The organism is Flavobacterium sp. Root935 (genome assembly GCF_001429295.1).
Taxonomy (GTDB): domain Bacteria; phylum Bacteroidota; class Bacteroidia; order Flavobacteriales; family Flavobacteriaceae; genus Flavobacterium.
Genome location: NZ_LMJL01000012.1, coordinates 1495216 through 1512083, shown reverse-complemented (window position 1 = coordinate 1512083; position 16868 = coordinate 1495216). Strand labels below are relative to the sequence as shown.

At 33.8% G+C, this 16868-nt stretch carries 18 protein-coding genes and 1 pseudogene; 18 read left to right on the top strand and 1 reads right to left on the bottom strand.

What is annotated here, in order from left to right; all coding sequences use genetic code 11:
• Window positions 1-250: 250 nt before the first annotated feature.
• From ASE40_RS21285 to ASE40_RS21245, 9 genes and pseudogenes are all read left to right on the top strand, one after another.
• Entirely contained in the window at window positions 251-1426 is a 1176-nt protein-coding gene (locus ASE40_RS21285) for an amino acid ABC transporter substrate-binding protein (protein ID WP_057119631.1), read from the top strand.
• A gap of 482 nt (window positions 1427-1908) precedes the next feature.
• Window positions 1909-2447, top strand: a pseudogene (locus tag ASE40_RS21280) (Crp/Fnr family transcriptional regulator); the annotation flags it as partial.
• 107 nt (window positions 2448-2554) lie between these two features.
• Complete coding sequence (locus tag ASE40_RS21275; RefSeq protein WP_057119626.1) at window positions 2555-3208, top strand: hydrolase; 654 nt, start codon at window positions 2555-2557, stop codon at window positions 3206-3208.
• Between the two features lie 89 nt (window positions 3209-3297).
• Window positions 3298-3654, top strand: a complete 357-nt coding sequence (locus ASE40_RS21270; protein WP_057119623.1) for a hypothetical protein — start codon at window positions 3298-3300, stop codon at window positions 3652-3654.
• Window positions 3655-3669: 15 nt separating this feature from the next.
• Complete coding sequence (locus ASE40_RS21265) at window positions 3670-4545, top strand: pirin family protein (protein ID WP_057119620.1); 876 nt, start codon at window positions 3670-3672, stop codon at window positions 4543-4545.
• Window positions 4546-4584: 39 nt separating this feature from the next.
• A complete protein-coding gene (locus tag ASE40_RS21260; protein ID WP_057119617.1) occupies window positions 4585-4986 on the top strand; it encodes a nuclear transport factor 2 family protein in 402 nt (133 codons plus the stop codon).
• Entirely contained in the window at window positions 4976-5290 is a 315-nt protein-coding gene (locus tag ASE40_RS21255) for a MoaF-related domain-containing protein (protein WP_057119614.1), read from the top strand. Before ASE40_RS21260 ends, ASE40_RS21255 begins: the two co-directional genes overlap by 11 nt.
• A 627-nt stretch (window positions 5291-5917) precedes the next feature.
• On the top strand, window positions 5918-6487 hold the full coding sequence (locus ASE40_RS21250) for a Crp/Fnr family transcriptional regulator (protein WP_057119612.1): 570 nt from the start codon (window positions 5918-5920) through the stop codon (window positions 6485-6487).
• 98 nt (window positions 6488-6585) lie between these two features.
• Window positions 6586-7536: a hypothetical protein gene (locus ASE40_RS21245; RefSeq protein WP_057119611.1), complete on the top strand. Its 951-nt coding sequence runs from the start codon at window positions 6586-6588 to the stop codon at window positions 7534-7536.
• A 134-nt stretch (window positions 7537-7670) separates the two neighbouring features.
• Here ASE40_RS21245 and ASE40_RS21240 read toward each other — a convergent pair whose 3' ends face one another.
• Window positions 7671-8024, bottom strand: coding sequence for a winged helix-turn-helix transcriptional regulator (locus tag ASE40_RS21240; protein ID WP_057119609.1), 354 nt, complete (start codon window positions 8022-8024; stop codon window positions 7671-7673).
• Between the two features lie 123 nt (window positions 8025-8147).
• Between ASE40_RS21240 and ASE40_RS21235 the strand changes: the two genes are divergently transcribed.
• From ASE40_RS21235 to ASE40_RS21200, 9 genes are all read left to right on the top strand, one after another.
• Window positions 8148-8777, top strand: coding sequence for an NAD(P)H-dependent oxidoreductase (locus ASE40_RS21235; RefSeq protein WP_057119607.1), 630 nt, complete (start codon window positions 8148-8150; stop codon window positions 8775-8777).
• A gap of 469 nt (window positions 8778-9246) precedes the next feature.
• Window positions 9247-9540 (top strand): hypothetical protein, encoded by a 294-nt coding sequence (locus tag ASE40_RS22160; RefSeq protein ID WP_198530129.1) that lies wholly within the window; start codon window positions 9247-9249, stop codon window positions 9538-9540.
• A 197-nt stretch (window positions 9541-9737) separates the two neighbouring features.
• The gene (locus ASE40_RS21225) at window positions 9738-11540 is read left to right on the top strand and encodes an amidohydrolase (RefSeq protein WP_057119605.1); all 1803 of its coding nucleotides are present in this window, start codon (window positions 9738-9740) and stop codon (window positions 11538-11540) included.
• A gap of 133 nt (window positions 11541-11673) precedes the next feature.
• Window positions 11674-13038: an alginate export family protein gene (locus ASE40_RS21220; RefSeq protein ID WP_057119602.1), complete on the top strand. Its 1365-nt coding sequence runs from the start codon at window positions 11674-11676 to the stop codon at window positions 13036-13038.
• A gap of 223 nt (window positions 13039-13261) precedes the next feature.
• Entirely contained in the window at window positions 13262-13732 is a 471-nt protein-coding gene (locus ASE40_RS22435) for a pirin family protein (protein ID WP_241774403.1), read from the top strand.
• Between the two features lie 107 nt (window positions 13733-13839).
• Window positions 13840-14160 (top strand): pirin-like C-terminal cupin domain-containing protein, encoded by a 321-nt coding sequence (locus tag ASE40_RS22430; protein ID WP_241774402.1) that lies wholly within the window; start codon window positions 13840-13842, stop codon window positions 14158-14160.
• Between the two features lie 104 nt (window positions 14161-14264).
• The gene (locus tag ASE40_RS21210; protein ID WP_057119599.1) at window positions 14265-15287 is read left to right on the top strand and encodes an LLM class flavin-dependent oxidoreductase; all 1023 of its coding nucleotides are present in this window, start codon (window positions 14265-14267) and stop codon (window positions 15285-15287) included.
• Window positions 15288-15492: 205 nt separating this feature from the next.
• Window positions 15493-16062 (top strand): Crp/Fnr family transcriptional regulator, encoded by a 570-nt coding sequence (locus ASE40_RS21205; protein WP_057119597.1) that lies wholly within the window; start codon window positions 15493-15495, stop codon window positions 16060-16062.
• Window positions 16063-16146: 84 nt separating this feature from the next.
• On the top strand, window positions 16147-16578 hold the full coding sequence (locus tag ASE40_RS21200) for a nuclear transport factor 2 family protein (RefSeq protein ID WP_057119595.1): 432 nt from the start codon (window positions 16147-16149) through the stop codon (window positions 16576-16578).
• Window positions 16579-16868 lie beyond the last annotated feature (290 nt).

Sequence of the window (16868 nt, the reverse complement as noted above, 5' to 3'; positions counted from 1 at the left end):
ATGAAAATTAAATAATGTTACAAAAGTATAATAATATTTCTTAAATATTAGAATTCTATTAATATTAAGAAATAAAATAACAGTTATTTTGTTCTTAAAATGCTGTTTGTCATTTGTTTATGTATTTGGTACAAAAATGGATAGTAAATGTATGTGTCGAAAATGTAGTAGAGTAAATCTTTAAATTAAACAGCGCTGAATTAGAGGCACATTATTTTTAAGTCGTATTAATCAAAACAAATAATACTATATGGGTAATTCTAAAATTCGAATAGGTTATAGTCTATCTCTTTCAGGGCCTGTTGCCGAAAATACAAAAGTAGCAAGATTAACTCATCATATTTGGGTACAGGAAGTTAATAGAAAAGGGGGGCTTCTCGGTCGTCAAGTAGAGCTAATTTGCATTGATGATAAAGGAGACCCAAAAGAAGTCGCCTCTATCTATAAAAATTTATTAGATGAAAAACAGGTTGACCTAGTAATAGGTGGTTATGGTACAAATACTATCGTAGCTTCTATGCCAGTGATAATGGAGAGAAATCGATTTTTAATTGGACTTATGGGATTGGGTGTTAATACTAAATTACATTATCCAAATTATTTTGCTATGATTCCAACAGGTCCAAGTCCTAACTCTGGGCTTACTGATGGTTTTTTCGAACTTGCTGCATCACAAAATCCTAAACCAAATACTGTAGCCCTACTATCAGCTGAAGCTGAGTTTTCAAAAAATCCAATAATTGGAGCCATTGAGAACGCAGCGACTTATGGACTCCAAATAGTACATCAACAAACTTATCCATTATCAACTACAGATTTCTCTTCAATCATTGATGAAATTGAAAAAATTGGAGCTGATATTTTATTTATATGTTCTTATTTGAAAGATTCTATCGGTCTTATAAAAGCTATCAAAAATAGTACTTATCGGCCAAAAATGGTTGGTGGAGCAATGATTGGTCCACAAAGCGCATTGGTCAAGACCGAACTGGGAGCTTTTCTAAATGGTTTTGTCAACTATGAATACTGGGCACCTGTTCCTGAAATGAATTTTACAGGTGTTTCCGATATGCTTGCAACATATCAACAAATAGCAGTAAAAGAAAACGTTGATGCACTGGGATATTATGTTGCGCCACTTGCTTATGCTCAAATGCAAGTACTTGAACAAGCAGTTGAAGGGACTGGAAGCCTAGATGACGATAAGTTATCCGATTACTGCAGAAAGAATCATTTTGAAACTGTAATGGGGAGGGTTCGTTTCGGGGAAAATGGTGAATGGGATGAAGGTCGTGTGGTTCACGTTCAATTTCAAAATATTAAAAACAACAATATTGAAACATTCAAAGATAGTGCATCCCAAGTTGTGGTGTCTCCTAAAAAATATGTATCTGGAAAGTTTATTTATCCCTTTTCTGATCTTTAACTAATATAAATCAAAGTTTATGAACATTAAAAAATGTTTTTAATTAATTATAAATGTGCACTCTTTAAAAATTATTATAAACTCTTAATAGAATACCAATTTATTATTAAAAGAAAAAAGACTCAAAAGGATGTTAATCACTTTTTTAAATGAAAGAGATGCAGAAAAGGAGTAGGTGATCAAACTAAAAACATGAGGTTACCATTTGATGTATTTGCTACTGAAATATAATAGTTAATTGCTCTAAGTTTTTTTTTTAGAAGTTAAAATTAAGTCTTTGAAAAAGGGTTTTGAAATATTTGAATTTTAAACTTAGCACTAAGATATGAGTTTTTAATAATTAGCTTGTTAGCATCTGTGAAAATTGGTAAAAAGAAAGATATTACATTTAAAATTGTTCCTTTCTAGTCCTAAAATTTGTCAAAATCATAGAAAACTATCTCAATTAAATCAATAAATTTGTAAATAATTACTTTAACTCTGTGGAATCATTATTTAATTATATTAATAGATACATTGCTACTCCAATATCCGAAACTGAGTTTGAGAATATTGGCAGTCATTTCGTCTATAAAAAAATACGAAAAAAACAATACTTCTTGGTTCAAGGAGAAGTATGTAAATATTTTTGCTTTATAGTAAAAGGTGCTATGCGAAAATATTATGTAGACGATAAAGGAAAGGAATGTATAGTAAATTTATATATAGAAAATTGGTGGGCTGGGGATCGAGAAAGTTTTGTGATGCTTACCCCTTCTATATATAATATCGATGCATGGGAAGATTGTGAAGTACTACTTATTACAAAAGAAATAATGTTAAAGCTCGTTTGTGAATCCAATGCATTTAAAGAAATGATGTTAAAAATGGATGAAAAAAACAATATAGCTACTCAAAAAAGAATCACATCTTCCATAAGTTTTTGTGCTGAAAAAAGGTATGAAGATTTTATAATGAACCATCCGGAATTTGTAAAGCGTTTTCCTCAGCATATAATTGCTTCCTATCTTGGAGTAACCAANAAAAAAAAAACATAGACAAATGTCTATGTTTTTTTTTGCTATTTAGCTACGATTTAATCATTCCATAGCACATAATTTTGACTTATTAATTTTAAATCAAAAAGCAATGGAAAAATCTCCTAAAATTGGACTTGAAGGATTACTTCGTCCTGAAGACAGCATTGTGGTACTTATTGACCACCAACCTTACCAAATGGCTAATTTGAACAGTCATGAACCTACAATGATTATTAATAATACTGTAGGTCTTGCAAAGGCAGCAAAAGCCTTTAATGTACCAACTATTCTTACTACAGTTATTGAAGAACGTGGAGGATATCTTTTCAAAAGTATTCAAGATGTATTTCCTGAGCAAAAACCTATTAATAGAACTTTTATAAATACGTGGGAAGATCCAAAAGTAACAGATATTGTTAAAGAAAGTGGTCGTAAGCAATTAATTTTAGCTGGTTTATGGACAGAGGTATGCGTAGCTATGCCTGCAATACAGGCATTAGGTGAAGGTTACGAGGTATTTGTTGTAACAGATGCATGTGGTAGTGTAAGTAAAGAAGCACATGATATGGCAGTGCGCCGTATGGTTCAGGTAGGTATAGTTCCTATCAATTGGATGGCAGTTTCTGCAGAATGGCAACGCGATTGGGCTCGTATGGAAACAGCCACTAAATTATCTGAAGTTATTTTAGAGCATGGAGGTGCTAGCGGTATTGCTTTAGCGTGGGAATTACAGCTTTTAGCGACACCACCTCCAGCACATTAGTAAAATGATCTATAATTGAATTTTTAATTAAAGCAACATTTTGATTTTCATTAAAGTGTTGCTTTGAATTCTAACTTAATTAATAAATTATGGAAAAAGATTTAATTCGTCTTATGGAAGAAAATTTAGTTAATATATGGAGCCAAAGAGATGCTGATCAACGGATAAAAGCAATTCAAAATATCTATACTACTAACTGTAGTTTATATCATGTTGGACATCAAATAAGTGGTCAAATGGCTATTAATGAAAGTGTAAATACTATTCAAAGTAACATGCCGAAATCTTTTAAATTTTTCAAACTGAAACCAATTATCATAAATAATAATATGGGCAGATTAATTTGGGGAATGGGTGAAAATAAGGAGTCAATTGTCTCCACAGGAATGGATATTGCTATTTTTGAAAATGGTAAAATTAAATCTTTGTATGTATTTCTTGAATAAATTAAAATTTTAAAGATGAAAAAGAAAACCAGCTTTTCAACTAAGGGGGTACGTGCAGATATTGGTGACCTGACAATTTATAGAATATTAGCAAATAGATATGCTGATGCAGTTGGTCCATTTGTGTTTTTAGACCATATCGCTCCAAAAGTTCATTTGTCTTCTCTAAAAAGCGGAACTGGAGCGCATCCACATCGAGGAATAGCAACATTAAGCTATATTATAGAAGGTGAAGACGAGCATTTTGATAGTGCAGGAAATTATGCAAAAGTTTATTCCGGAGGAGTTCAATGGATGAAAGCAGGAAATGGAATTATCCATGATGAGACATTAAATATAGATTCTCAAACAGATAGTAATCGTACACATGCTTTTCAATTTTGGATCAATCTTCCTTCGAAAAATAAAGCTGAAAAGCCAGAATATTTAGCTATTCAAAGTGATGAAGTTCCCCAAAAACAACTACCAAATGATAGTGGTTGGATAAAGGTAATTGCTGGTAGTTATGAAGATTTGAAATCAATTATACCAAATTATTCAAAGCAATTTTTATATCACATTCAAGTTGAAGCAGGTAAAGAATTCAGTATTTCTATTGATGAGAAAATAGAGGTTGCAGCATTCTTGACGACTAAGAGTACAATACTTAATGATTCCGAATTTCAGGCAGGGGACTTTGTAGAATTTGACAGAAACGCTGGAGAAATAGTTATTGAAAACAAATGGTATGAGGCCAATGACATTATTCTATTTGGAGGTGAACCCTATACAGAACCAATAGTTGCTGAAGGACCATTTGTAATGAACAGCCCAGCTGAAATTGCTGGTGCTTACAGCGATTTTTATGCTGGTAAATATGGCAAAATAAAGGATCGAAAAGGAAAAGCATAATTTTAAAAAATAAAAAAAAATAAAAAAAAATAAAAAAAAATGGAAAACAAATTGAAGAATAAAGAAATAGTATTGAAAGCAATGAATGAATTATTTCATGAGAAAGACAGTACAGCCATCGAACGCTATTGGCATGAATCCTATCAACAGCATAACCCATCTATGATTAATGGTCATGAGGGTCTTAGAAAACTTTTACCTTTTTTAGATACAAGTTTTAATTGGAAACCAGGTATAATTGTGGAAGAGAATAATATTGTGATTACACACAGTCTTGTTCATGGTTGGGGACCAGTGCCAGTTATTGTAGTCGATATTTTCAGGCTTCAAGATGGAAAAATAGCAGAACATTGGGATGTTGTTCAAGAAGAAACGCCTGAATCAAAATCTGCAAATGGTAATTCAATGACTTCTTTTAATCTATCAGAAAATGGAAAATAAATTAATAGGGAATAGATTTTTAATGGATGTAGGTGTTTTAAAAACAGAGCTTTATTTTGAATCAGATAACACTATGGTTTTTAAGATTTTAGATGGAGGTACACTTCAGAAAAAAGGTAATTCGGAAAGCGTGCAAACTGTAATCGCTGAAATTCGTCCATACGTATATATGGTAGCGTGGAAAGAAGCTTCTGGTGCAACAGTCACCCATGTTGAAGACCACGAAAATGGAATTATTTATAGCAATGCAACTTTACCAGATGGCAGTTTTCATACAATGAAGGGTACAATTCAACCTCTGTGAAATTTAAAAATTAGATCACTTACCAAGTAAAAATTTTAAGCTAAAGGGTTACTTTTTTAAGTTAACCCTTTTTTTATAATTTAATATTGGCTACAACATAAGTTTGGAATTGTAGAAATCATTCTTTCAACGAGTACTATTGAAATCGTACTTTACGACTTGAGTGGATTTTTTTTATCAAACATTAAATTCTTCTTAAGTTTTGCGGGATTTGATAAGATTGTCTATAAATTAATCCTTTATGTTTAATTGATTTACTGTGATAATTGATAGTAAAAAATTAAATGTCGTCCTAAATTATTTAAAATTTCTAATATTAAGGAAATTTATTAAAAATAAGAATTATCAGGAGTAGCAATAAAAAATTAAACACCTGTAAAACAGTATTTTAGTAGTGTGGCATAAAATTGGTTTATGTTTTGTTATAATGTTTCAGAATAGGTAAAAATCTTGTGCCTTAAAAAGTTACAAACGAAACAGGTAATTGTGATAATTCTCTGAATTAATCGCCTTTTTTATCTCTATTAGTTAGTACAGCATTACTGCGTGTTTTTTAAAATACTTAATTCATAAAACATTTTACAAATCGATAAATGAAATATTCACATTAAATAATAGTGTTGACCTATGAAAGAGCTTACTGATTTTATATTAACATTTGGTGACTTGAACAAACAACAATTGGATTTTATTGTAAGTAAATCAACGAGGTTTAAACTTCCAAAAGACGCCTATTTTTCAGAAGCTGGAAAAGTACCAATGGAGGTAGCATTTCTCATTGATGGCATATTCCGTTTATGTTATTATAATGATAAAGGGGAAGAAATTACAAATTATTTCATTGACGGTAATCAATTTATTGCAGATTACGAAAAGTTTGAGGCAAATGCACCGGCTTCTGAATATTTGCAAGCGGTAGTTGATTGTGAGTTGCTTATTTTTTCCAAAAAAGATTGGTATGAAATTTCAAATACCATCATTGGTTGGGATAAGATAGCCGACAAAATGTATCGGAAATGTCTGTTGGAGACGATAGAAAAAAGAAGTCCTTTGGTTTCAGAAGATGCTACAACACGGTATTTATTGTTTCTTGAAAAATTTCCAAATCTTGCCAATCGTATTCCTCTTTCTTATATAGCTTCGTTCTTGGGAATAACACAACAATCATTCAGCAGAATAAGAAAAAATATCAAATAAAATCGGTTTTTATCAAATGGTAAAAGATTTGTTAGTTTTAACATTAACATTTGTATCAATTTTTAAAAATATGAGAAAATAAAGAAAAGAAACTATTTATGATTAAAACATTTTACACCGTTGTATTTCTAATGGTTTCTACCATTTTATGCGCTCAAAATATCGAAGAATTTAAAATTCAAAATAAATTCCAGTTAACAGGAGATATGATTTCTTTTCCCTTGACTATTGTCAACGCTTTTCCTTTTATTTCTGGGGAAGTTAACGGGGTTAAGGGGAAATTTATGTTTGATACAGGGCACAAAGGAGCAATAGATATCAACAATAATATTGTTTCGCTATCTGCCCAAAAATCGGATGGTGTAGGGTTTGTAGCGAGTGGCGAAAAATTTAAAAACTTTATTAATGATACTATTAAGGAGGTACGCTTAGTCAATGGCTTGCATTTTCAAAATCTTAAACAAATTCCTAGTGCTAATTACGATTTTTTACAAAATAGTATTACTGCAGATTGTATAGGGTATATCGGATATAATTTTTTCAAGGGATATATTTTTAAATTAGATTATACTAAAAGAAAACTTACTTTTTATAAAAGCACTCCGGAGAGGGAATCTTTGAAGGATTTTTTAAGTGGTGAAAAAGTAATAGCGGTACTGAATTTTGAAATTAGGAATAACCCCAATATTCCGATAATTAAAGTAAAAGTAGCCGATGTAGAAATGGTAGGACTTTTTGATACTGGGGGTTCTTACGGACTTCTTGATTTTTCAGATAAAAATACTGAAAAGCTTGTAAAGGAAAAATACCTGAAAGACTATGGCAAAGACGGTTATGATGATGATTTATTTGTTTTGAATAATGTCGAAATAAATAATCAATTAACTACAGATTTTATAGGAATTCATACTCTTGAAGAAACCAGCCCGTTTAAAAAAGCAATAGGAGTAACTGAGGATAACATTTTAATCCTGGCTTATCGATTTTTGGCAAAATATAAAACGGTATGGGATTACGATCATAAAAAAATATATGTTTTAGAGTACTAAAGACTGATAAATTATGGGTGTCGATGTTAGCACAACAAGCAAGTTTTAGTTTTCGATATTATGGCCAGAGTACTATTTTTTTAGTTTTAAAGAAAACAGGGAATGCTAAAACTTAATAACATGCCAAGATTTCATTATTTACGATTTATTATTCTCTGTCGATGTAAAGTGCCCCAGTCTGCAATAGTATTTGTCAGATTCTTGAGCGTGGAACCATATTCTGTTATTTCATACTCTATACTAACGGGTTGGGTATCGAGTACTTTTCTAGTGATAAGCTGGTTCATTTCCAGTTCTTTAAGATTAAGACTCAACATCCGGCCAGAAATACCATTAACTGCCTTTAACAATTCAGAGTATCGCATTTTTTTACTGCAAAGGCAAGCTATTATGGATATTTTCCATTTTCCATTCAGTAAATCCATCACATCATGAATTGCCAAAATTTTATTTGCACATTCTTTTATCGGTACTATATCTTTTTCCATAATTCTATACTTGGTTACTCAAATGTAAGTATTACTTTTCGATACAAAGTTACAAAAAGTAATAGCGCATTTGTAATTTTGCAGCATAAATAAAAAAATAATATAAATTAAAATAGATTAAAAATGAAATTAATTGACGATTTGAATTGGCGTTATGCCACAAAGAAATTTAGTAAAAAAAAGGTCTCTAATGAAGATTTGGAGCAACTCCTTGAAGCAATTAATCTTTCAGCATCTTCAATTGGGATGCAAACCTATAGGGTATTTGTTATTGATAATCCAGCTTTAAAAAAAGAACTCGGTGAAGGATCTTTTAACAGTCAAATAGCTGAATCATCACATCTTTTGGTATTTGCCGCATTTACTTCAATTGACCAAAAAATTATTGACAACTATATTCAATTTGTTGCTACGGAAAGGGGAACTCCTATTGCGGAATTAAATGATTTTAAGAATATGGTTAGTAGCTATCTCTTAGCAAGAACTGATACTGAAAATTTTATCTGGTCTACCAAACAGGCCTACATTGGCTTAGGAACGGGATTGATTGCGGCTGCATCATTAAAAATTGACACTACACCGATGGAAGGTTTTGATGCAGAAAAGTTTGATAACCTTTTAGGGTTAAAAGAAAAAAATCTTAGCAGTGTTGTAGTACTTGCATTAGGTTATCGAGACGAAGAAAAAGATTGGAATGCCAAATTAAAAAAAGTAAGAATACCCGTTGATGAATTTGCAACCCACCTAAACTAATTAAAAAAAATAAAGCTATGTTTCTAAATATGGATAGCTTTATTTTTTTATAACTAATAATAATCTCGAGCTACTCCAAGGGATATTGCCTCGAATTTACTTAAGTGCTGAATACTTATTTTACGGCATATCTACTAAAATAGAAAGCATGTCAATAACCCTATAATCAAAACTAATCGATAGGCATAAAGCCAGTGAAACCTTTGCTTATAACTTGAAAGCAATTAAGTTAGGTATGACAACAAAGGAATTGGACGATTTTAACTCCTGTAGATAAAATGTTTTCTAAAATTACATATTTACTACTCACGACAAAAAACGGTTCCAAACTATTAAAGAGCTTACCTTTTACATCCCAAAGTTAGGCAACTTTAACAAATAGTAAACAAACTTTATTGTCAGCAAAGTAACAAGGCTTAAACTTCCAAAAGGTGCCTATTTTCCTAAAGCTTGAAAAATACCAATGCAAATGACTTTCCTTCTTGATGGGGTATTCCGTCTATCTTGTTACAATGATAAAGGAGAAGAAATTACAAATTATTTGATTTATGATAATCAATTTTTTGCAGACTATGAAAAGCTTGAGGTAGATGTACCAGCTTTTGAATATTTGCAGGCAGTGGTAGATTGTGAGTTGCTTATTTCTTCAAAAAAAGATTGGTATGAAATCTCAAATACGATAATTGGTCTGGATAAGATGTATGAAAAAATGTATAGCAAATGTCCCTTACCAACGATAGAGAAAAGAAGACCTTTAGTGTAAGAAGATGCCATCACCCGTTATTTATTCTTTCTTGAAAAATTTCCGAGCCTTGCCAGTTGCTTCTTACAAGGTATTTACACAACAATAGTTCAGCAGAATAAGAAAAAATATCAAATAAAGTCGTTTTTACCAATTGGTAAATGCTTTATTCTTTTTTTAATAAACCTTTGTGTAAATTATTTTAAATAAACAATAAAATGGAAAAAGCATTTACATTAATTACGACAATAATGCTCTCTATCGGGCTTTATGGGCAATCAAATTCCCCATTTGTCGGCGCTGATTTGATTGTGCATCATGCAAAAATCACTACGCAAACTGGTGCAAAACCCGAAGCTTCGGCACTAGCGGTAAAAGGAGGGAGAATTTACGCAGTAGGCAACGATGCGGAAATACTCGCTCTTAAAGATGACCATACAAAAATCATTGATGCAGATGGCAGACGACTCATTCCTGGTTTGGAAGATGCACACATTCACCCTTTGAATGAAAGGAATTTTAATTATAAGGTCAGATGGGACGGAGTACCTACACTCAAACGTGCGCTTGAAATGCTAACAGAGCAGGCAGCAAGAACACCAGAAGGACAATGGGTAAAAGTTACCGGTGGATGGTCACCTTATCAGTTCGCTGAAAACCGCCAACCAACCATAGACGAACTGAATAAGGCAGTGTCAAACAGGCCTCTTTATGTACAATATGCTTACAACAGGGGATATCTAAACAAACTAGGAATGAAGGTACTTGGTGTTGGAACACCTGGGTTCCCTGAGTTGCCTGATGCAGAGTTTGAGAAAGATAAAAAAGGCAAATACACTGGGGTCATAAACGGATATACCTTCACATTTTTGGCACTGGATGCCATGTTACCTGCGCCAACTCCAGAAGAAGAGGTTAGCTCTTTGGTACATGTAATACACGATTTGAATCGATTTGGACTTACTTCCGTCCTTGATGCTACTAGTATCATTGGGTATCCTGAAGGTCATCAACCATTACAAACCCTCGTGAGTGAAAATCGACTAAATATTCGTTTTCCTTTTGTTGATCTTGGATGGGATCAAAGTTCTAATGAGCCCTTTGTTGATACGGAAATTAAGCGAATAACCAAAATGGCTCCTGTCAGTCCAGGACAGAACTTACATCCTACTATGGAGCATGGTTACGAATATGAAGGAATGGGTGAGGCTATAAGAGGAGAAATCCATGACCATGAAAATTTTGATAAGCCTGCCTATATTATTCCAAAAGAAAGGATGATGAAATATGCCGAAGAAGATGTTCGGAAGCTAATAGAGAAAAGAATCCCATTTCGCATGCATGTTACTTATAACGAGAATCTTACCCCTTTTCTAGATGCTCTCGATAAGGTTGTCAAAACAACTCCTTTAGATGGTATGCGTTGGAGTATAGAGCATGCGGAGACCATTACGCCAGAGAACATCGAAAGAGTCAAGAAGCTTGGGGGAGGAATTGCCTTGGATAATAAAATGGCTATTCATGGAGACGCTTTTGTAAAAACACATGGCATAGAGAAGGCTTTGTACACGCCCAGATTGAGAGCTTTGGTAAACAGCGGAATTCCATTGTCCTTAACTACTGATGCATTCCGGGTATCTCCAGCTAATCCATGGCTAGCAATTAGCTGGGCCGTAACCGGTAAGTCTGTTTCTGGTACCACTGTATTGGCTGAAGACAACCGATTGACTCGTGAAGAAGCGCTCAGATTATATACCATAGGTGCAGCCTGGTTTGAAAATGAAGAACTTGAAAAAGGTCGAATTGCACCCGGTAATCTGGCTGATTTTGTTTTACTGAGCAAAGATTATTTTACTATCCCTGAAGATCAGATAAAAAGCATTTGCTCAGTTCTGACAGTGGTCGATGGAAGAGTTGTATTCGGTTCGGAAAAATACACCAATTTGGTTCCAAAATTACCTGAACCTATTCCTTATTGGTCCCCAATAAAGTACTTTGGAGGCTATTATTGGAGCGAATAGAAACCGTTTTCTTGATCAATTAGTTGACTTAAAACTTGATGAACCTAATTTTTTTGATGTCTTCTAAAATTTCTATTAAGTACTGTTTTCTTGTTTCATTCTGTATGCCAATCCGTTATTACAACATTCAATTATGAAGAAATTTTTGATATACTTTTTTTTAATTTTTCTACCCATACAGCTATTGGCTCAAAGCTTTAAATTGATGCGTTATGATGAAAACTATTCTATGTTAAAAGACAGTACAAAATTTTTTTACAATAGAATAAAATATATTCCGCTTTCAAAAAATAGTCCTACTTACCTTTCAATAGGAGGCGAAGTACGGCAAGAATTGGACTTTACTGTCAATGAAGATTGGGGAGAGAATGGCCTTGATAGAAACGTTTTTCTGCTTCAACGCTATCTCCTCCATGCCGATTGGCAGGTTAGCAACCGAATTCGGATTTTCGGGCAAGTGCGCAGCGGTTTGGAGGATGGACGTAAGAATGGTCCCCGTGGTATTGATGAAGATAAATTAAATATCCAAAATCTTTTTGTGGATTTCGTACCTTATAATAAATTGAATAAGACACTTACTTTTCGCATAGGCAGACAGGAAATCCAATATGGAAGTGGACGTTTGATCGATGTAGGCGAAGGTATCAACTTACGGCTTTACTTTGACGGCGCAAAGCTTGCATACAAATCGCCGGATCTGAATGTCGACGCATTTGTAATGGCAAATACCAAAGTGAATATAGGCCTTTTTGATAACATGTCCACCCGCAAAGCTAACCTCTGGGGTGTTTACAGCAGTTATATCATTCCGAAAAGAGGTAATCTGGATTTTTACTATCTCGGCATCAATCGTGCTAATGCCAAGTTTGATGAAGGTGTTGCAGACGAATCCAGACACACGGTCGGTACCCGGTTTTCGAGAAACGGTGCTGGATTTGTTTACAATTTTGAAGTAATTTATCAATTTGGATTGTTTGGTTTGGACGATATCAGTGCTTTTGGAATTTCTTCAGAAATTGGATATGTGTTTGATAAAGTAAAAGGATCTCCAACCGTAAGACTAAAGAACGACTATATTTCTGGCGATAAAAACAAGGATGATGGCAAACTTGGTACGCCCAATCCTCTGTATCCAAATGGTGGGTATTTTGGGATGAATCCGCAGGTAGGACCAGCAAACTTAGTCTCCATACATCCAAACCTAACGTGGAGTCCATATCAAAACACTTCTATCAAATTCGATGTAGTGCTTAACTGGCGACAATCAACCGAAGATGGTGTTTACAGGGCAGATGGCTCACTGAGACTATCTTCGTCCGGTTCAAACAAAAGATACATTGGGACAGCATATATTACGACCTTTTCATGGAATATAAATCGTTTTCTGAACTACAATATTGGGGTACAATATTTTAAAACTGGAAGTTTTATCAACGATGTAATACCCGGGCACCAAAATGGTTTTGTTGTAGGGTCGGTAGTAGGGTTTAAATTTTAATAGTGCCAGAGTGAGTGAATAATCAAATAAATATTAAATGAGATGCAGAGCATATTTGAAGGTTTTCTTCAATCTGCAGACAGCATCGAGTTACTAATTAATCACCAAACTTATTGGTTTACTGATTTGCAAAGTCTTTAGTTAGCTATTGAATTGCATTCTGACTAAAACATTAATGCTTGAATAAAATCATTAGATGAAATTATTGATTAAAAATTAAACTATGAAAAAGCAAACAACTTTTTGGACAAAAGGAAATAGAGCTGATCTAGGTCCGTTAGTAATCAATAGAATGCTACCTAATCACTATGCTGATAAAGTAGGTCCGTTTGTATTTCTGGATTATGTAGCACCAGCAATTAAAGAAACTATTTCTAAAAACGGTATGGGAGCACATCCCCACAGAGGAATTGCGACACTTTCCTATATCCTTCAAGGGCAAGTCGAGCATTTTGATAGTGCAGGAAATACAGCAACAATAAGATCTGGTGGTGCACAATGGATGAAAGCGGGTAGCGGAATTATCCACGATGAAAATATTAATTACGATTCTCATGCCAATAGCAAAGTTGTAGAAGGATTTCAATTCTGGATTAATTTACCCGCAAAAAATAAAGCAGAAAGTCCGCTCATATTGCCGTTCAGGCAGAAGAAATACCTAAAAAGGAATTTGAAAATGAAAGCGGCTGGATAAAAGTGATTGTTGGTACATATGAAAAATTAAGTTCGCCAATACCCCATTACTCAGAACAGTTTTTATACCATATTCATTTGAAAGCAGGCAAACAGTTTTCAATTATTATGAAGGACAAGATAGAAGTTGCCGCTTTCTTGCCAACCCAAAATGTACTACTTAACGATACTGAATTCCAAGCGGGGGAATTTGTGGAATTTGGAAGAAAAGCAGGAGAAATTGAAATCAAAAACAGCTCGGGAAAAGACATTGATATTATCCTTTTTGGTGGTGAAGAATATAAAGAGCCAATGGTTGCAGCAGGTCCTTTTGTAATGAATACAAGGGAAGAAATAGCTGATGCCTACAGAGATTTTTATACCGGAAAATATGGTGAAATCAATACAAAGCTTACTCAACAGGAAATGACTAAAAGCGAATCAGATTGAAAATAGCAGAATCAGGCTAGAGAGCCAATTTCATCTTGTTTAAGAGCATGGTCAACAATCAATGTAAATAAAAGAATATTATAAAATTTTAATTAACGACAGTTATGGAAATAGGAATAGATAGTTTTGCATCAGCAATGTATGGTAGTTCGGCCCTGAATAGCGCGGAGGCTATGGAGCAGTTATTGGATAGGATTGTAGTAGCAGATGAATCAGGTCTGGATGTTTTCGGTATCGGAGAGCACCATAAAAAAGAATTTCTGGATTCTGCACCAGCAGTAATCCTTTCAGCAGCTGCCGCAAGAACCAAACGAATTATTCTGGGCAGTGCTGTTAAAGTTTTAAGTACGGATGATCCCGTAAGGGTCTACCAAGATTTTGCAACTCTTGATCTGATCTCAAAGGGTCGGGCAGAATTGGTTGTTGGCAGAGGTTCCGCTATTGAGGCCTATCCACTATTTGGATTTGACCTTAAGGATTATGATGCTCTTTTTAAGGAGAAATTGGACTTATTGCTCCAAATACGTGACCAAGAGTATATTACTTGGTCAGGCAAGTTCAGACCAGCAATGAATAACCAACCTATTTATCCCAGAAGCTTACAAGAAAGATTACCTGTATGGTTGGGAGTGGGAGGGACACCAGCATCTTTTGTGCGAGCAGGTTCGTTAGGACTACCTTTAATGGTTGCTATTATTGGTGGAGAAACAGAACGCTTTCGGCCATTGATAGATCTGTATCGTGAAGCAGGAAATAAAGCTGGTTTTTCACCAGATCAACTTAAGGTTGGGCTTCATTCACCAGGTTATGTGGCTGAAACGAATGAGCAGGCAATTGATGATTATTATCCAGGCTATGCAGAGTTATGGACAAAAATGGGAAAAGAACGGGGATGGCCACCAGTAACTAGACCACAATTCAATGCATTAGTTGCTCCAAAAGGCGCATTAATACTGGGTGGACCTGAACAAGTTGCCGAAAAATTATTGCGACACAGCGAAGCACTTGGCGGTATAGATCGGTTTACCTTTCAAATGGATAATGCAGGATTGACGCACCAGCAATTGTTACAATCCATTGAATTAATCGGTAAAAAGGTTATTCCACTTATAAAGCGTTCGGTATAACTGACATTAAAGCCAACTGCTTAAACAGTTATGCTTAACTGCTAAAATGTAACACAATACCTTTTAAATTCCTTCAATGGGACTAGTAGTGTAGCAACGTTTTACCTAGAGATTGATTTGACTATTTTTTTAAATAAATAATTATAGATCAAAGGTTTTACAAAATGACAAATGAACCATTCGTATTCAATACCATTTTTATCCCATGAAAGAACTTACTGATTACATTTTAAAGTTTGGCGACTTGAACAAACAACAAACGGATTTTATTGCCAGCAAAGCAATAAGGATGACACTCCTTAAAGACGAATATTTTTTAGAAGTTGGAAAAATACCAATGCAGGTCGCTTTTCTTCTTGAGGGAATGTTTCGTTTTTCTTATTACAACAATAAAGAAGAAGAAATTACAGACTACTTCATTGATGAACATCAATTTATTACCGAGTATAAAAAGTTTGAGGCAAATGTGTCAGCTTCCGAATATCTGCAGGCAGTTACGGATTGTGAATTGCTTGTCTTTTCAAAAAAAGATTGGGACGAAATCTCAAATACAATAGTTGGTTGGGATGCAATTGTAAACAAAATGTTTAAAAAATATTTGTTAGACGCGAATGAAAAAAGAAGTCCAGTAGATTTAGAAGACACAACCACGCGCTATTTATTATTCCTTGAAAAATATCCGAATCTTGCCAATCGTGTTCCTCTTTCCTATATAGCTTCTTACCTTGGAATTACAGAAGAATCACTAACCATAATAAGAGAAAACATCAATTAAAGTGGCTTTTTACCATATGATAAATGGCGTGAATAATTTAAAATAGACATTTGTCGAAATTAATTTTAAAAATAATAATATATAATGAAAAATTTAAAAAACACTCCAGCAACTGAATTATTTACGAAGAGCTTAGATAAGTTCCTCGCTAAGGACATGAAAGGCTGGTCAGAATTTTTAGCCGATGATGTGATAGCTGATTTGCCTTTTGCCCCAGAAGGTACGCCAAATCACTTTGAAGGAAAAGAAGCTTTTTATGGTTTTCTGAAAGATTACCCTAGTTTCATAAATTTAAAATCAATAACAGCCATGAAAATTCATGCAACAGATGACAAAAATGTCGTTATTGCTGAATTGAGTCTTTCGGGCGAAGTAATTGCTAACGGTAATCCTTACGAAATGAGTTATGTAACTGTTGTAACCTTTAGAGACGGATTGATTGTAAACTATCGCGATTATTGGAATCCACAGGTTTTTATGAAAGCAATGGGTGGTATAAATTTTGCTTCGGAATAAAAGCTGATTATCTAGATATGAAAAATCTACAAACGCGATAGCGATTTGAATAACCACTTGAGCTGTTATCGCAGTTATAAATGACTCTTATCAGTAAACTTAAGATGATTCAAAAAATCCCGCTATTTAGTATTCCTTAAAAAATTCCGAATCTTCTCAATCTTGTGCCTAATTTGTACATTGCTGCTTCCCTGGGATTTCATAACAATCTTTACGTAACATAAAAAGAAATATTAATAAAATGCTTTTTACCAAATGGTAACTAAGGGCATTTTTCAGGGAGGTATTTT

What these genes read in the sequence shown, in the direction of transcription:
- ASE40_RS21285 (WP_057119631.1), top strand. Translation starts at nt 251, where the DNA reads ATGGGTAATTCTAAAATTCGAATAGGTTATAGTCTATCTCTTTCAGGG.
- ASE40_RS21275 (WP_057119626.1), top strand. Translation starts at nt 2,555, where the DNA reads ATGGAAAAATCTCCTAAAATTGGACTTGAAGGATTACTTCGTCCTGAA.
- ASE40_RS21270 (WP_057119623.1), top strand. Translation starts at nt 3,298, where the DNA reads ATGGAAAAAGATTTAATTCGTCTTATGGAAGAAAATTTAGTTAATATA.
- ASE40_RS21265 (WP_057119620.1), top strand. Translation starts at nt 3,670, where the DNA reads ATGAAAAAGAAAACCAGCTTTTCAACTAAGGGGGTACGTGCAGATATT.
- ASE40_RS21260 (WP_057119617.1), top strand. Translation starts at nt 4,585, where the DNA reads ATGGAAAACAAATTGAAGAATAAAGAAATAGTATTGAAAGCAATGAAT.
- ASE40_RS21255 (WP_057119614.1), top strand. Translation starts at nt 4,976, where the DNA reads ATGGAAAATAAATTAATAGGGAATAGATTTTTAATGGATGTAGGTGTT.
- ASE40_RS21250 (WP_057119612.1), top strand. Translation starts at nt 5,918, where the DNA reads ATGAAAGAGCTTACTGATTTTATATTAACATTTGGTGACTTGAACAAA.
- ASE40_RS21245 (WP_057119611.1), top strand. Translation starts at nt 6,586, where the DNA reads ATGATTAAAACATTTTACACCGTTGTATTTCTAATGGTTTCTACCATT.
- ASE40_RS21240 (WP_057119609.1), bottom strand. Translation starts at nt 8,024, where the DNA reads ATGGAAAAAGATATAGTACCGATAAAAGAATGTGCAAATAAAATTTTG.
- ASE40_RS21235 (WP_057119607.1), top strand. Translation starts at nt 8,148, where the DNA reads ATGAAATTAATTGACGATTTGAATTGGCGTTATGCCACAAAGAAATTT.
- ASE40_RS22160 (WP_198530129.1), top strand. Translation starts at nt 9,247, where the DNA reads ATGACTTTCCTTCTTGATGGGGTATTCCGTCTATCTTGTTACAATGAT.
- ASE40_RS21225 (WP_057119605.1), top strand. Translation starts at nt 9,738, where the DNA reads ATGGAAAAAGCATTTACATTAATTACGACAATAATGCTCTCTATCGGG.
- ASE40_RS21220 (WP_057119602.1), top strand. Translation starts at nt 11,674, where the DNA reads ATGAAGAAATTTTTGATATACTTTTTTTTAATTTTTCTACCCATACAG.
- ASE40_RS22435 (WP_241774403.1), top strand. Translation starts at nt 13,262, where the DNA reads ATGAAAAAGCAAACAACTTTTTGGACAAAAGGAAATAGAGCTGATCTA.
- ASE40_RS22430 (WP_241774402.1), top strand. Translation starts at nt 13,840, where the DNA reads ATGAAGGACAAGATAGAAGTTGCCGCTTTCTTGCCAACCCAAAATGTA.
- ASE40_RS21210 (WP_057119599.1), top strand. Translation starts at nt 14,265, where the DNA reads ATGGAAATAGGAATAGATAGTTTTGCATCAGCAATGTATGGTAGTTCG.
- ASE40_RS21205 (WP_057119597.1), top strand. Translation starts at nt 15,493, where the DNA reads ATGAAAGAACTTACTGATTACATTTTAAAGTTTGGCGACTTGAACAAA.
- ASE40_RS21200 (WP_057119595.1), top strand. Translation starts at nt 16,147, where the DNA reads ATGAAAAATTTAAAAAACACTCCAGCAACTGAATTATTTACGAAGAGC.